This is a genomic window from Nostocoides japonicum T1-X7 (genome assembly GCF_001046855.1).
Taxonomy (GTDB): domain Bacteria; phylum Actinomycetota; class Actinomycetes; order Actinomycetales; family Dermatophilaceae; genus Nostocoides; species Nostocoides japonicum.
In genome coordinates this window covers 4,869,506-4,883,788 of the sequence record NZ_HF570958.1, presented here as the reverse complement: position 1 = coordinate 4,883,788, position 14,283 = coordinate 4,869,506, and the positions used below count along the sequence as shown (strand labels likewise).

The window sequence follows — 14,283 nt, the reverse complement described above, 5'->3', positions numbered from 1 at the left end:
GTCACCATCACCGGCACCAACCTGACCGGCGCCACCGCCGTCAAGTTCGGCACCACCCCGGCCACCAAACTCAAGGTCGTCTCCGCCAAGAAGGCCACAGCAACCTCCCCCGCCGGCACGGCGGGCACCGTCGACGTCACCGTCACCACCCCCGGCGGCACCTCCCCCACCAACACCGCAGACCGCTTCACCTACACCGGCACCACCCCGACGATCACCAAGATCTCGCCCAAGACCGGCCCCGCAACCGGAGGCACCACGTCACCATCACCGGCACCAACCTGACCGGCGCCACCGCCGTCAAGTTCGGCACCACCCCGGCCACCAAACTCAAGGTCGTCTCCGCCAAGAAGGCCACAGCAACCTCCCCCGCCGGCACGGCGGGCACCGTCGACGTCACCGTCACCACCCCCGGCGGCACCTCCCCCACCAACACCGCAGACCGCTTCACCTACACCGGCACCACCCCGACGATCACCAAGATCTCGCCCAAGACCGGCCCCGCAACCGGAGGCACCACGGTCACCATCACCGGCACCAACCTGACCGGCGCCACCGCCGTCAAGTTCGGCACCACCCCGGCCACCAAACTCAAGGTCGTCTCCGCCAAGAAGGCCACAGCAACCTCCCCCGCCGGCACGGCGGGCACCGTCGACGCCCCACCAACACCGCAGACCGCTTCACCTACACCGGCACCACCCCGGCCGCGCCCACGGTTACCGCGATCTCCCCCACGAGCGGCACCACTGCTGGCGGGACCGTCGTGACCGTTACTGGCGCCAATCTGAGCGGCGCCACCGCCGTCAGGTTCGGCACCACCCCCGGAACAAACGTCGCTGTCGTCTCCGCGACCAAGCTGACCGTCACCTCCCCCGCCGGCACGGCCGGCGGCACCTCCCCCACCAACACCGCAGACCGCTTCACCTACACTGCCTCCACGTCGTGTAGTGGTACGTATGTTGCTGTTCGCCATGTCTCAGGAACCATCTCCTCAGATTCCTCGTGGTCTCCCGACTGCGCAGGCGTCTACGTTCTTGATGGTTCCGTCATCGTGTCGGCAGGAAAGACACTCACGGTGGCTGCGGGCTCGGTGGTCAAGTCCTATCAGGGCGGCTTGGGTGTACAAGGCACCCTCACCGCGACCGGGACCAGCACCAACCCCGTCGTATTCACCTCCCTGCGCGATGACACCGCCGGCGGAGACACCAACACCGACGGCGACGCCACCACCCCCCACGCCGGCGACTGGAACGGCATCCAAGCCAACTCTCACGCCTCGGTCACTCTCGACTACACCACCCTCGCCTATGGCGGCTCGGTGTACGGATCAGACATGGACCGCTTCGTCGTGCGCCACTCGAGTATCCGTTCCTCCAGCGATTACGGCATCTACGCCCAGGTCGACCGCTCCGGCGTCGGAGCAGGCACCGCGACCATCGAGGTCTCCAACACCACCGTCACCGGTAGCGATAACGCCGGTATCTACGTCATCGCCACCGGCTCCCCCCAAGGATCAGCGACCCAGATCCCCGTCCCCAACGTCAGCAACAACACCGTCACCGGCGCCGGAGACGTCGCCGTCAGCGTCTACGGCGACGCCCTGGACGGCGCCCAGCTACGCGGCAACAACGGCACCGGCAACAAGATCAACACCATCGCCCTCGGCGGCACGCTCAAGACCGACCTGGCCGTCCCCCTCGGCGGGCTGCCGCTGAAGATCGGCATCGACACCAGCTCCCGTTGGTACCTCAACGTCGCCGCCGGAACCACGATGACCGTGGCAGCCGGGCAGGTGGTCAAGTCCTATCAGGGCGGCTTGGGTGTACAAGGCACCCTCACCGCGACCGGGACCAGCACCAACCCCGTCGTATTCACCTCCCTGCGCGATGACACCGCCGGCGGAGACACCAACACCGACGGCGACGCCACCACCCCCCACGCCGGCGACTGGAACGGCATCCAAGTGGGAACTGCTGGAACTGCACAGCTCATTCAAGTAGATGTGAGATACGCCAGCACGGCCCTGGCCGTCACCGGGGGCACGGCATCTATTTCAGGACGCATCTACTCTTGCAGTACGGGCGTCTCTTCGGATGGCGACTATGTTGATGCCCGTGACGTCGATTGGGGGCAATCCAGCGGTCCCATCGAGGACGACATCCAGGGAAGTGGCGTCATATACGCCCCCTGGGTTGGCTACGTTGCACCCCCCCGGCCTCCGATAGCACCCAACCAAGCAGTGCCGAAAGACAACGGTACGCATTGCACTGACTATGTGGCTTTTGGATTGCGGGGCTCCAGTGAAGCGCCTCAAGGCGACTGGAATCTGTTCACGGGATGGTCGAAACCAAATTTCTCAGGGGAGGAAGACGGGTTCGGGAACTACGACTCCCAGGTTCTTGACGCATTTGAGGATTTTCAGAATGGAACAGTTAAGAAGATTGCCGTGCAGTACCAGGCACTCCCGGTCCCCGTCGCCGATCTTCGCGTGTCCGTTGATGCTTACACGAGCAGCATCTACGACGGTGTGGATAAGCTGATTTCACGGGCCAACACAGAGTCACTCGACTGTCCAGACTCCAAGTTCTTACTCATAGGGTACTCACAAGGGGCACTTTCAGGCCACATAGCTCTACGAATACTTTCTCAGACTAATTCCGAGCTCCTCTCACGCTTCGTTGGTGTCGCTTTGGTCGCCGACCCGGGCCGAGTCCTTAACGCTCAAGAAGAGTGGTATAGCTCTGCTGATATCGACAGCGATGGGCAGTTGACGGAAACCGTTCCAACACTTGGACAGATGTTGACCAGCGGAATTTGGTCCGACGCGAATCTCTTTAGCGGTTCGGGGGTAAGCGGGCCACTACCATCCGCGGTAGTGGGGCACACAGTCGCCCTCTGCCACGAATGGGATACCGTTTGCTCGCCTAGGCTCTTCGCCTCAGTTGGGGCTCACACCAACTACACAGGAGGGGAACTGAAGGCACTTGGCTATATGCTTGCCTTCGACGTCCCCGGCTTCTGATGCTGCCGCACAAGAAGTCCCCCTCTCATATATTCGCGCCCAGGCGTTGCCGGATGAGAACAGTTCCGTGACGCGCCCACCAAGTATAGTCCTAGGATTGCGGTGATGGTTGTGGGAAGTATGTGGAGTGGGCGGCAGCAGTAGGTGCGGAGGACGCGCCAGTTCTTGAGGTGGGGGATGTCTTGTTCGATAGGCCATCTACTCTGGTTCAGAGTCGCCCTCAGGGACTCGTTCAGCCCAAGACTCAGCCGGGCTCTAAGATCGACGCCACACATGAGGAGAATGTCGAGCAAACTCGGTCAGGGTGAACCGATCGAGGCCTAGGCTACTCGTCCCCGGACGGACCCCGCTTCCCATCCAATTAGTGTGGTAACCAAACCCTCTCGCGAGGCTGGTTGTCGTTACGCTAGGCGCGCCCGATCATGCGTCTGCAAGAATGGGTCGCCAGAGTATGTCTCAGGTTCTCGCAGAGGAGATTGGCCATGCCCGCTGCCAACCGAGGAGCGAGATCAGGCGCTCATTCTCACTCGCGAACGCACCTCGTAACTCGGCTGTAGCCTCATCGTCAAGCGTCACCATCGGTGGTTTGGCGCGTGTGTGGACACCGAATGCAGTAGGTGTATACCTCGCCAACCCGAGGAAGTCCAGGCACTTGGCGAAGGCGGCTGCGGGATCGGCATACATGTCCTCGCTCCGTAGCACGAGGACTCGTCGACGGTCGACATGCTGGTACCAGCGCTCCAACTGCTCAGCGTAGCGTCCTCGGGATACGTAGGAATAGCTTCGTAACGCAAGATGTGCTTGACGACTCTCGACGTCTCCACCCAAGTAGGGCCTAAGACGTTCCGGCTCCGCGTGGATGGCATCGAGGAAGGACAGTCGCTCAACTCCGCGTTCAACGGAGTGCTTGTAGTGCGAGTATGCGCGTTGGACTGGATCTCGCAGCAATGCGATGAATCGCGCCTCGGGAAGGGTGTGAGCTACGCGGGCGGGGGCGAGAGGATGGTAAAGATAGTAGGGACTCGCCTCGAACGTTTGGCGACCTGCTTGTGGTGGTGGAAAGTGCCCCCGATACCACCGCTCACCTCGGGAGTTGAAAACAGTGAAGTACTGCAGTTCCTTGCCGGTAGCCGGCTCAACATCGGGGTGGTCGGCTAGGTAGGAGTAAAGGGATGTCGTGCCGCAGCGCATGCCGCCTAGGATCAGGAAATCGGGCAGGCTGCCCTCCGCGGATCCCCACCTGCTGCGCATGGTGGCCCGCGCACCCCGAGCGGCCTGACGGAGCTCTTGCTCGAAGCGAAGCCGTATCGAACGTCCGAGGAATCGCGATTGTCCTACGTTCGTGGAGCCGTCGCTTCCGTGGTGCGACGTGCGATCGGTGCTCATGTCGGTCTCCTAGCCTCCGGCTCGCATCGACACCGCTGCGGGCGGTGTCAAGTGTGCTGCGCCTTCGATGGATGAAGCAACCTGCTCGAGTCGGCAACCGTCAGGTCGCCGACGTCGTACCCGAAGCCGGCGATGGTCCCGCGATAACGTCGCTCGATGAGACGCCGTTGCACACCTCCTGGTCGGAACGGAGATCTGAGGTCGTCCCACCACTGGACGTAGGAGTCGCTTCGATCGCTCGAGATGCTGTCGGTGGGAATTGGCGTGTCGAGGCCAAGGAACTCCTGGATGCGCGCGAGCTCGAGTTCCGGAGACGCGACAAGGTCCTCATAGCACAGGACGTGGAGATTCTCTATGTGGGGCGCGTCGGCCCGAAGCGTCTCATGGGCCGCCACCCAGTTGGCCACAAGCGCCGACAACGTGGTGTAGCGCCGGAGGTCACGGGTCAGGAGCCTGCGCCACTTCTTGTTCGACAGTGCCACCACGACAGGGTTGCGGACGACCACGATCAACGCGGATCCCGGAAAGACCTTCTGAAGGAACCGGCCCATGATGAGGTTCGGCGGCGACTTCTCCACGAGAACCTGGGACGAAAGATCCCAGAAGGGGTCCCACGCCGCGCGCATGCGAGACCCGGCGTCTGGCGTGGCGAGGGGAGAGTCCTCGGTGAGATGAGCGCGCGGGTCGAGTGCGAAGCGCCCGGAGCCTCTATATGTCTTCGCCTTCGGATAGACAGGCTGGAGATGCTGTCCTTCATCCTCTTTGACGCCCGTGTTGCTGAGCCCACTGATCTCCGGATGCCTGGCGAGAGCTCGAGCCAGTGGTGTCGTCCCACTTCGGTGTAGCCCACCGACGAAGACGAGTCGCTGATCCGTGCTCATGAGGCCTCCTTCAGGAAATCCGACACAGTCCCCTTGACATGGATCTCCTGAACGCTGTTGGCCGTCGGCGCCTTATCACCCTTGGACACCGATGTCGGAGTCTCACCTGGCGTCGCAAGGTTGGCGTTGGCCGGGAGGGCGACATCTCTGGTTCCCCAGACGAAGAGCGTGGAGGACCCGTCACGCTCGAACCCCACACCGCTCAGTCCGTCGCTGGCCACGGGGACTGTTGTCGCGCCTCGCGCCGCGCTGGCCACGCTGCTGAGAGCAGAGCCAGCGGGACGGACTGTTCCATCTGGATCGAGGAGACCGTAGCGCGGCTCGTCGCTATTGCGGCCTGTTGGATCGACCGTCAGCGGCAGCCAGATCACCTTCGTAACCCCGGCGGCCAGCAGGTCTGCGACAGTCTTGGTTACCTCCTGGCCCCGCTCGTCCGCAGAGCCGTCTCCGTCCTTCCAGAAGCTTCCAACCTCCCATGCCTCGATCGGTGTGCCTGACGGCGTGTGCTGTCTCACATAGTCCATGAGCGCGGGCACACTCGACCATTTCTCGTAGAAGTGGATCTGACGGATGTCGACGACGTGCTTCTCCGCGAGGCTCGTTGCCATCGCCAGATAAGTGAGGTTCCTCTTTCCCTGTTCGGAGCCCAAGACGGACTGCAACTGGGCCGCAGTCGTGACTCGGGGAATCTTGTCGCCTCGAGTCCCGATTCGCCGCTGGAAGTAGTCGTTGTATGCAGTGACGGCCTCTTGCGGCTTGCCTGCCTTGAGGAGGTCCTCCGCGATGCCGTAGCCGTACGTCGTGCTCGCCAGGCCGAAGTCAACGACCTTCGCAGATGAGTTAGCCGCTCTGATGGCCTGCGAACCCGCCTCCATGAGCTCCTGGAGCTGAGCCGGAGTCCCTCCCCAGTAGCTCGGCGAGTTCACCTCATTCTCGAGAGCGAACTCATGAACGCCCATGGTGGAATACCGGGTGACGACCGCCTTCACGAAGGCTTCGTACTGATCCATCGACTTCGGCATACCCGATTCGGTCTTGTCGGCTTTGCCCCGCTGGTACTGCGCAGTCCCTTGAGTGGCCCAGCACATTCCCGTGCGGATCTTCAGCATCGGTGTCATGCCAAGTCCGTCGATACGCTTTACGACCCTGTCGACGGCGTCCCAGTTCAGAAGGCCTTGAGACGGCTCCACACCGCACCACGTCAGCTCGTAGAAGGTGGGGCCGCCCACCATGGACTGCAAGTAGGAGCGATAACTGTCGAAACGACCCCAGTCCCACTTGGCACCGACCGGCGTGGCGCCGGCTGCCCCTCCAGCGGTCGGCGAGGAGCCCTCGGCCGACGATGCCGTCGAGGGCGACTTCGAGATGCTTGGTGGGGTTCCATCGTCACCGTTACTGGTACACGCCGATAGCGTGAGGGCGCCGCCCAGCACGACTGCGGCGAGCGCCAGCAGTCGTCGTCGGCCGCGATGCATGGTGGCCGTTCCCGTCATGTGTCTTGTCCCCATCCCTTGGCATGTGCGGCCTCCGCAGCCGCCAGTCGCGACGATACGTCGTCCGCAAGCGCCGCAGCCTTGGGGTCGACGTCTAGTGGCCGCGACTCGAAGGTGTCTCGTGGCTGGATGTGTTCGTGAAGTTCCACGCGGTAGGGAAATGCGAGGAACTCGCACAGCCGACGCATGTGTCCGGCCGGATTGCGGACCAGTGCATCGTATGACGAGAGGAACACGTCATCTCGGCCCGCCAGTCCGAGGTCGAAATACAACAGATTGCGCACGGCCCAGAACACGACAGCGGCGGTCTCCGCCGTCATCGCATCAACATCGAAGGACTGCACGATCTCCCGGCTGGCATCGGGAAGCCTCTCCCCCTGCCACATCCCGAAGTCTGTCCCGGCCGCGATGGCGCGGAGCGCCTGAAGGTTTGAGTCGCCGAACTTGGAGACCTCCGAACGCGCGCGGTCGTAGGGGTCACGCCAAGCCCAGACCGCCTTGCCTGGTCGCATGCCGTCCAAGTCCAACAGCCGATCGACCTGCTGGCTGTCACACAACGGCTTGACGAGGACGATCTGGTGGCGACTGCTACGGACGGTGTCGACAAGGATGTCCGGGGATCGGAGCCGGAAGCGCTCGAAGACCGTACGATCGTTCTCACCGCGCACCTCGACCTCCGGCGCGACATCGAATCCGCGCAGGAGCATGTTGGTGCCGGACCTTTGGAGGCCGACGACGTAGACGGGGACCGCCGACCCCGGAGCGACTCCTTGCGAGCGGCGCCAACGTGCCTTGGACACAGCAGTAGAGATGCGAACCCGCGGATCAAGCTGGTCCTCCTCAATCAGCCGCCCCAAGCCCTCTTCACGGGCCCACTGGATGTGCCGGCGAACCCGCCTCGCGGTGTATGTGACGCTGCCAAGCAGATCGTGCGTAGATCGCATGCTTCTGGTCCGATCGATGAGGTGCGTGGGGCATTCAGCTGCCGGCCACGACTGCCTTACGCCCATGAGCGTGCAATAGGCATGTGAGCTCGTCCACTCGCGCCGGGTCGACAATACTCACGTGGTCGAGCAAGTCGCTGAGACGCTCGAACTGCTCGTCGGCGTATCCGGCAGAGACGAATCGGGTGTACTCGGCCTCCGAAAGGTCGAGGGCTTCCGCGAGGATGGCAGTGTTGTCGATGACGAATGAGGTTGGGCGTGGGTCGACTCGGAACTGAGCCGGCTGAAGGGGTTGCCCGCTACCCATCAGGAGAGCAAGCCGGTGGCCGCCGTCCCCCACGTGCAGGTGGGCACTCACGTGAACGCCACTGTCCGTCACCACATCCCCGCGGTGATAGCGAAGCATGACGGGTGTACGGCTGTCAAAGCCCTTGTCCCGGAACGACCGGGCCATTGAGCGCGACCGCAACACTCGCTCGTCGAACTGACTCTCAAGAAGGTTCGAGTCCGCCAAGGTCCACGGACGGAACCGCGGCATCGCAACCCGTTCGAACCACACACGATAAGGCTGAGACCTGGCCGCCTCAGTGACGTCCGCGTCGCTGAGGTCCTCGCACGCGTTGAGGAACGCGAAGAACTGTGCCCGGACAGCGACGTCGTACCGCAGCGGGCTGATGAGCCGCTCGATACAGATCTCTTCGTTGCCATCCCACTTGCGACGCCATGTGACCCCCCGTCGAAGGGTGCGTCGCAGCGTCGCCGCTGCCGACCTCTTCATGCCACAAGTCAATCAGACGATCAGCGGCTCGACGGCACAGTCAGGGAAAAAGGAGCAAACGCCCGTAGTGCGCTCATCGCCGCCCGGCGGCCGCCTTGCCCGATAAGGGACGATGCGCCCGTTCCAGCCACGCGGAGGGTCTCCATGAGGTACCGTGGCCACACGTCTTGGGCGCCGCCAGGGGGGTGCCACCCAAAGCCATCAGAGAAGGTTGCACGCCTTGCGCATCCTGCATGTCAACAAGTTCCTCTACCGCCGTGGCGGCGCCGAAGGGTACATGCTCGACGTCGCGGAGCTCCAACGCCAAGCGGGCCACGAAGTGGAGTTCTTCGGGATGGCACATCCGGACAACCTCCCGGATCTGTCCTTGGCCCACACCTTCCCGCCTCACATCGAGTTGGAACCGCCACCACCCGGCGCCAAGTCCAAGGTTGTCGCGGGTGCGCGGATGGTGTGGTCACGGTCCAGCGAAGCCGGCATCCGTCAAGCGCTGCGAGCGTTTCGGCCGGATGTCGTCCACTGTCACAACATCTATCACCAGCTGTCACCGGCAGTCCTGCGGCCAATCGCAGCGGCTGGTGTCCCATGCGTGATGACACTGCACGACTATAAGTTGGCCTGTCCCAACTACCAGATGCTCGACCAGGGACGGATCTGCGACGCATGCGTGACCAGCGGACCGTTGCAAGCGCTCAGACACCGTTGCAAGGACGGATCGTTGGGCGCGAGCGCTCTCCTGGGAGTCGAGTCCTGGCTGCATCGGCGGATGGGAGCATACGGTCCTGTCGACGCGTTCATCTGCCCGAGCCAGTTTCTTGCGGATGTGATGAAGCGTGCGGGCGTGTTCCCCGATCGAATGCAGGTCGTCAACCATTTCGTCATACCCGATGCCTCGCCGCCCCCATCGCGTCCAGGACTCGGATTCGTCTTCGGCGGTCGGCTCAGTCACGAGAAGGGGATCGATGTCCTCATCCGGGCGATCGGTCTGTCAGGGCCCGAGGTCACGCTCGACATCGCCGGTGATGGCCCGCAGCGCACGATGCTTGAAGAGCTCGCTGCGGAGGTGGCTCCGGAGCGTGTCCGCTTCCATGGCCGGATAGAACGTCATGAGTTGCAGCGACTCATGCGGGCCGCGATCGCGTCGGTCGTACCCTCTCGCTGGTATGAGAACCAACCCATGACAATCCTGGAGTCGCTCGGTATCGGCACCCCTGTCATCGCGAGTCGGCTCGGTGGCATACCCGAACTTGTGCAGGAAGGCGTGAATGGCTGGCTCGTCGATCCCGAGGATCCACGCCAGTTGGCCCAGGCGCTCTCCGCTGCAGCAGCAAGTCCCCAGGCCGCGCGCGATATGGGCCTCTCCGGACGACGCATCGTAATGCGCGACCTATCGGCCGACCGGCATGTGGAACGACTCGACCACATCTACCGGGGCCAACTCTCCGGGACCGCTGCCGACTCTTCGGCCGCGTCGACGACAACACGTGGAGTATGACCTTGGCGTCCAAGTTCTCACGGCAACAGCCTGTCCGTGTCGTCTACTTCGCCGGGAGCGGCCGAAGCGGCACAACGGTAATCAACAACATCCTCGGTCAGCTCGAGGGTTCCTTCGCGAGTGGCGAACTTCGGTACCTATGGCAGCGCGGGATCGTCGAGAATCGTATGTGCGGCTGCGGCGTTCCTTTCGCGCAATGCACCCTATGGGGCGACGTGATGGACCGGGTTCGGCAGGAGAGCCCAGACTTCACTCCGATGAGCATTGCGGGAGGCTTGCGGTCTCGACTCGCCGTGCGACGCGTGCCCCGCATGGTTGCACGGCGCATTGCAGGTCGCTCTGCGGTGTCCGACACCCCGGAGGATAAGGCGATAGTCAACGCCTATCGCGCACTCAGCGACATCCTCGATGGCGCGACCATCGTGGACTCGTCGAAGCTTCCTCCATATGGACTCCTCCTCGATGGTCGTCCGGAGCTTGAAGTCCGGATCCTCCATGTGGTCCGAGACCCCCGAGCGACAGCCTTCTCATGGCAGCGCAGCAAACCGACCCACGACTTGGGCAACGACGAGCTCATGCCGAAGCTACAGGTCTGGAAGAGCTCAGCGTTGTGGGCTCTCTGGAACGTTCTCACCCTTCTTGTATGGGGTCGATCGGATCGGTACCTGCGCGTGCGATACGAGGACTTCGTCGCCGATCCAGAACCCACCATGCGAGCCATCGCCGAGCACTGCGGCTTCTCGGACGCATCTCTCCCCTTCGTTGACCCCACAACCGTCACCCTTGCACCCACTCACTCGGTGGCAGGTAACCCCGCGCGCCACTCCAGAGGTGAGATTCGGATCCGACCTGACGACGAATGGACTCGCGCGATGTCGCGAAGCGCACGGTGGACAGTGACGACCATTACCGCCCCGGCATTGCTTCTCTTCGGCTACACGCGGCCCAGCCGTCGTAAGGGCGAGCGCGTTCGGACCCCATCCACCTTGGAGACTGGACCGGCGGCCACCCACACCACAAACTCGTGAGAATCGACCACCTTCCCTGAGAACACGGAGTGACACGAACGTGCTAGCCCTCGTGACCGGAACCGGACGCAGCGGAACGACTCTGGTTCAGGAGACGCTGACCAGGCATCCCCAGTCCGGTTTCCTTTCCGGCATCGACGATAAGCTGAGTCGGCTCAACCTCAAGGGTCGCTACAACGGCCGCATGTATCGATGGACGCCGCCACGAGACCCTGGCATGCGGGCCTGGAGCGAGGCCCGCACGCTCATCGAGCCGGGCCGCTTTCGCGTCGCCCCGTCCGAGGGGTACGGGCTCATGGATCGGCAAATCTTCGCAGGCTTCTCCACGCCCTGCCGTGATCTTGTCGCCGAAGACATGACCCCCTTCCTTCGGGAACGCGTCCGCGAGTTCTTCGCGAGCCGTGAGCAAGCACAAGGCTGTTCGGTCTTCGTTCAACATCTCACGGGGTGGCCCCGGACCGGCTTCATCCAGTCCGCGATCCCTGATGTGAAGGTCGTCAATGTCGTGCGAGATGGGCGAGCCGTCGCGAACTCATGGCTACAGATGGGCTGGTGGGATGGCTGGCGCGGCCCTGACAACTGGATCTTCGGCCCTCTTCCGGAGGATTTGAGGTCGGAATGGGAAGACTCCGGGCGCTCATTCCAGGTTCTTTCCGCCCTCGGGTGGAAGATGCTCATGCGCGCCTACGAGTCGGCCCGAGCGCGAACGCCCGAGGGCCAATGGCTGGATGTGCGGTACGAGGATCTGTTGGATTCACCTCGTGAAGTCATCGGCACCATGCTCGACTTCTTGGGCCTCGAGTGGAACGAAGCATTCGAGGACGGCTACCGCCGGCACGAGATCATCCCCGGACGCAAGGAGTCCTTCCGCGACGAATTGACGCCGGCACAGCTGATCGCCATCGAGAAGGTTCTGGGGGACCCGCTCGCCAGATGGGGTTACCAGCTGTGATCGGGCACCCATGCCGCGTGCCTGCGTAAGACGCCTTCTGATCGTCGGCCTCGCGCAACTCGCCGGACTATCGATTGCCCTCAGTGCTTGCACCTCGCCAACGCGCGGGACGTCGGACGAGACGACCAACTCAGGGGTCTCCACACCCTTAACGGTCCCGAACGCAGCGGTCCGCTTGATCAAGCCGGCCACCGCACGGATCGACACTGCGTCCGGAGTGGACGATGACGACGTGGTCGACGGCGATGTCGATGAGATCTCCTGCCTGTCCGGCGGAGGGAGTGGTGTCGTCGTCGGCAAACGTGAGGTGCTCACGGCCGCTCATGTAGTCGACCACGCCGCTTCCATCCGCGTCACTGTCGGGACCGAGAGCGCAGCCGGGACTGTCGTCGGCATGGACAGGTCGAAGGACATCGCGCTCATCCGGGTTGCGTCGACCTTGGGCTCAATCGCCGAACCAGCATCTCATCCATCAACGCCTGGCGATCCGATCGCGGTAGTGGGATTCGCCGGCGGTGAAGGCTTCGCGAGCAAGAACGGTGTCGTTCGAGCCGTGGATCGGTCCATTGAGGTGGCCGGTGTCGGCAAACTCCACAACCTCGTTGAACTGCAGTCCTCGGCCGCCCAAGGCGACAGTGGGGCCCCGGTGGTTGATGCCAGCGGCAAGTTGGTCGGGATCTTGCAGTCAGGAGCGAATGGATCAGGATCGTCGCAATTCGCAATCCCGATGGCGTCCCTCGAGACCCCGCTCGAGGAATGGTTGGGTCGTCACAAGCCGACCGACGTCGATGCTCGATCGTGCCCCACACCCATGGGTCCTGGTGACACGGCTTGGCCGTCCGACGTAACCGTTCCTCGTGCGGTGGCAACTGCCGTCGATGAGGCCGCGTTCACCCTCAGCGTTCTCTTCCAGGCACTCGCGGACGCCGATGAGCCAACTGTGATCGCCCAGCAGGTCGACAGTTCGGACACACGGGCGTTTCACCACTCCATGCTCAAACGGACCGTGGAGCAAGTCGATGTCAGTGACGCCGGTGAACTCCGGCATTCGCCGTGGATCGTCGTTGAGTTCACAACCCAGCAGGGGCGCGGCGACGGGCCGAGTACTCACCCCGAGCAGACGTGCACCGAATGGCGTGTGCGGTACTCCTTCCGGGCCGTCCGTGGGACGTGGCTCATCGACAATGCCGGCCCCGACGGATCACGCCCTCTCGTGCGCACGTGCAGTTCCCCTGACGATTGAGCCGACGAAGCAAAGCGCAACATCCTGGCCGAAGCGCTCCCCAGCGCTCAGCCGAGCCTATGCAATGGGTTTCATCCGCGAGGCTGCCAATCGAGGCTGGTCGTCCACTGATCAGGATCGGGCATCCGGTAGTAGTACTGGTTGCCGCATCCACTGGGCGCGATACAGGCGCTGCTGATCTGCGACTCGTCGTAGCCGTAACCGAACGCGACGACCTTGCCGTCCGGAGAGACAGCCGGGTCACCCGAATAGAGCTCCGCGTCTACATTGCCACCGCTGACCATTGTCGACCCGCGCCCCGTGAGGTTTGTCGTGAAGATCCCGCCGGCTTCCAAGTCGGCGTCTCGCCCAAACCAGATCACCCTCTTGCCGTCCGGCGAGATATCCGGCCTGTTCTCGGAGTAGTACGTCACACCGCCGACAGCGGCGCCCATTGACGGTATGACCGTCGTGATCTCTCCACTCTTCACATCGACCTTGCGGATGGCCTCCCAAGATGACGCTCCCCCCGACGCACACTGATCCGCGTACACGACATAACGGCCCGTTGAGGCCCACGTGGGATCGAAAGCACAGCCGTCGTCAGCGCTTGTGAGTGCCTTGACCCTTCCTGTAGCGACCGTGAGGACGGCAAGTGAGCGCGTCGACGCGCTTGTCGTGGCCCGTGAGAAGACGATGCGGAGCCCGTCAGGGGACCACGCGGGATTGAGATCCTTGCCAGGACCGGAGGTCACCCGATGCGCGTTGGAACCGTCCGAGTTCATGACCCAGATATCCCCGCCTTCGTGATAGGCGATGAACCGACCGTCCGGCGAGTATCTGGGACTATGTCCCGTGCCGAGGTTCACGCGATGCTTCCACTGCGCGTTCAAGGTGAAGATCTGGCCGCCCGCTTCTACCACGATACCGCCGTTCCGACCGGGAAATGCAGCCTGCGCCGGAGCTGCGGCGATCGCCGTTCCGATCAGAAGAAGTATTGCGACGACGGAAACCCGAAGACGTTGCTTCATGGCGTACCCAGCCTTTCGTCGGCCTTATCGCTCACGACGAATGGTACTCGG

The 14,283-nt window shown here is 63.1% G+C and carries 13 protein-coding genes and 1 pseudogene; 8 read left to right on the top strand and 6 right to left on the bottom strand.

Features of this window, described 5'->3' with window-relative positions:
• The 4 genes and pseudogenes from BN12_RS24840 to BN12_RS26530 all read left to right on the top strand — a co-directional run.
• Positions 1-285, top strand: a 285-nt coding sequence (locus tag BN12_RS24840) for an IPT/TIG domain-containing protein (RefSeq protein WP_048555691.1), incomplete at its 5' end; no start/stop codon positions are given.
• Positions 267-767, top strand: a complete 501-nt coding sequence (locus BN12_RS26760; protein WP_157635784.1) for an IPT/TIG domain-containing protein — start codon at positions 267-269, stop codon at positions 765-767. The genes BN12_RS24840 and BN12_RS26760, both read left to right, overlap by 19 nt.
• A pseudogene (locus BN12_RS26535) lies at positions 722-895 on the top strand (IPT/TIG domain-containing protein); the annotation flags it as partial. The gene BN12_RS26760 and the pseudogene BN12_RS26535, both read left to right, overlap by 46 nt.
• A 438-nt stretch (positions 896-1,333) precedes the next feature.
• Entirely contained in the window at positions 1,334-3,022 is a 1,689-nt protein-coding gene (locus tag BN12_RS26530) for a cutinase family protein (protein WP_083455073.1), read from the top strand.
• Positions 3,023-3,478: 456 nt separating this feature from the next.
• On the opposite strand, the gene BN12_RS26755 is transcribed toward BN12_RS26530, so the two are convergent.
• The 5 genes from BN12_RS26755 to BN12_RS22145 form a co-directional block, all read right to left on the bottom strand.
• The gene (locus tag BN12_RS26755; protein WP_407667828.1) at positions 3,479-4,273 is read right to left on the bottom strand and encodes a sulfotransferase family protein; all 795 of its coding nucleotides are present in this window, start codon (positions 4,271-4,273) and stop codon (positions 3,479-3,481) included.
• 182 nt (positions 4,274-4,455) lie between these two features.
• The gene (locus tag BN12_RS22160; RefSeq protein ID WP_083454865.1) at positions 4,456-5,289 is read right to left on the bottom strand and encodes a sulfotransferase family protein; all 834 of its coding nucleotides are present in this window, start codon (positions 5,287-5,289) and stop codon (positions 4,456-4,458) included.
• Positions 5,286-6,782 (bottom strand): hypothetical protein, encoded by a 1,497-nt coding sequence (locus BN12_RS22155; protein WP_157635625.1) that lies wholly within the window; start codon positions 6,780-6,782, stop codon positions 5,286-5,288. Before BN12_RS22155 ends, BN12_RS22160 begins: the two co-directional genes overlap by 4 nt.
• Complete coding sequence (locus BN12_RS22150) at positions 6,779-7,489, bottom strand: hypothetical protein (RefSeq protein ID WP_157635624.1); 711 nt, start codon at positions 7,487-7,489, stop codon at positions 6,779-6,781. The genes BN12_RS22155 and BN12_RS22150 overlap by 4 nt, the downstream gene beginning before the upstream one ends.
• 271 nt (positions 7,490-7,760) lie before the next feature.
• Positions 7,761-8,504 (bottom strand): hypothetical protein, encoded by a 744-nt coding sequence (locus BN12_RS22145; RefSeq protein WP_048555684.1) that lies wholly within the window; start codon positions 8,502-8,504, stop codon positions 7,761-7,763.
• Between the two features lie 220 nt (positions 8,505-8,724).
• On the opposite strand from BN12_RS22145, the gene BN12_RS24090 reads away from it, so the two are divergent.
• The 4 genes from BN12_RS24090 (at position 8,725) to BN12_RS24080 (ending at position 13,222) form a co-directional block, all read left to right on the top strand.
• Positions 8,725-9,999: a glycosyltransferase family 4 protein gene (locus BN12_RS24090; protein ID WP_083454864.1), complete on the top strand. Its 1,275-nt coding sequence runs from the start codon at positions 8,725-8,727 to the stop codon at positions 9,997-9,999.
• A 344-nt stretch (positions 10,000-10,343) separates the two neighbouring features.
• Positions 10,344-11,027 carry a sulfotransferase gene (locus BN12_RS24085; RefSeq protein WP_162233127.1) on the top strand — a complete coding sequence of 228 codons (684 nt, stop codon included), beginning with the start codon at positions 10,344-10,346 and terminating at the stop codon, positions 11,025-11,027.
• 52 nt (positions 11,028-11,079) lie between these two features.
• Positions 11,080-11,979 (top strand): sulfotransferase family protein, encoded by a 900-nt coding sequence (locus BN12_RS22140; protein WP_162233126.1) that lies wholly within the window; start codon positions 11,080-11,082, stop codon positions 11,977-11,979.
• 217 nt (positions 11,980-12,196) lie between these two features.
• The gene (locus BN12_RS24080) at positions 12,197-13,222 is read left to right on the top strand and encodes a S1C family serine protease (protein ID WP_162233125.1); all 1,026 of its coding nucleotides are present in this window, start codon (positions 12,197-12,199) and stop codon (positions 13,220-13,222) included.
• A 71-nt stretch (positions 13,223-13,293) separates the two neighbouring features.
• Here the strand turns inward: BN12_RS24080 and BN12_RS24075 are convergent, their stop codons facing one another.
• Entirely contained in the window at positions 13,294-14,232 is a 939-nt protein-coding gene (locus tag BN12_RS24075) for a TolB family protein (RefSeq protein WP_083454860.1), read from the bottom strand.
• Positions 14,233-14,283: the final 51 nt, after the last annotated feature.

Excerpts from the sequence above, each read along its gene's own strand:
- BN12_RS26530 (WP_083455073.1), top strand. The coding sequence starts at position 1,334 with ATGGACCGCTTCGTCGTGCGCCACTCGAGTATCCGTTCCTCCAGCGAT.
- BN12_RS26755 (WP_407667828.1), bottom strand. The coding sequence starts at position 4,273 with ATGCGCAGCAGGTGGGGATCCGCGGAGGGCAGCCTGCCCGATTTCCTG.
- BN12_RS22160 (WP_083454865.1), bottom strand. The coding sequence starts at position 5,289 with ATGAGCACGGATCAGCGACTCGTCTTCGTCGGTGGGCTACACCGAAGT.
- BN12_RS22155 (WP_157635625.1), bottom strand. The coding sequence starts at position 6,782 with ATGACGGGAACGGCCACCATGCATCGCGGCCGACGACGACTGCTGGCG.
- BN12_RS22150 (WP_157635624.1), bottom strand. The coding sequence starts at position 7,489 with ATGCTCCTGCGCGGATTCGATGTCGCGCCGGAGGTCGAGGTGCGCGGT.
- BN12_RS22145 (WP_048555684.1), bottom strand. The coding sequence starts at position 8,504 with ATGAAGAGGTCGGCAGCGGCGACGCTGCGACGCACCCTTCGACGGGGG.
- BN12_RS24075 (WP_083454860.1), bottom strand. The coding sequence starts at position 14,232 with ATGAAGCAACGTCTTCGGGTTTCCGTCGTCGCAATACTTCTTCTGATC.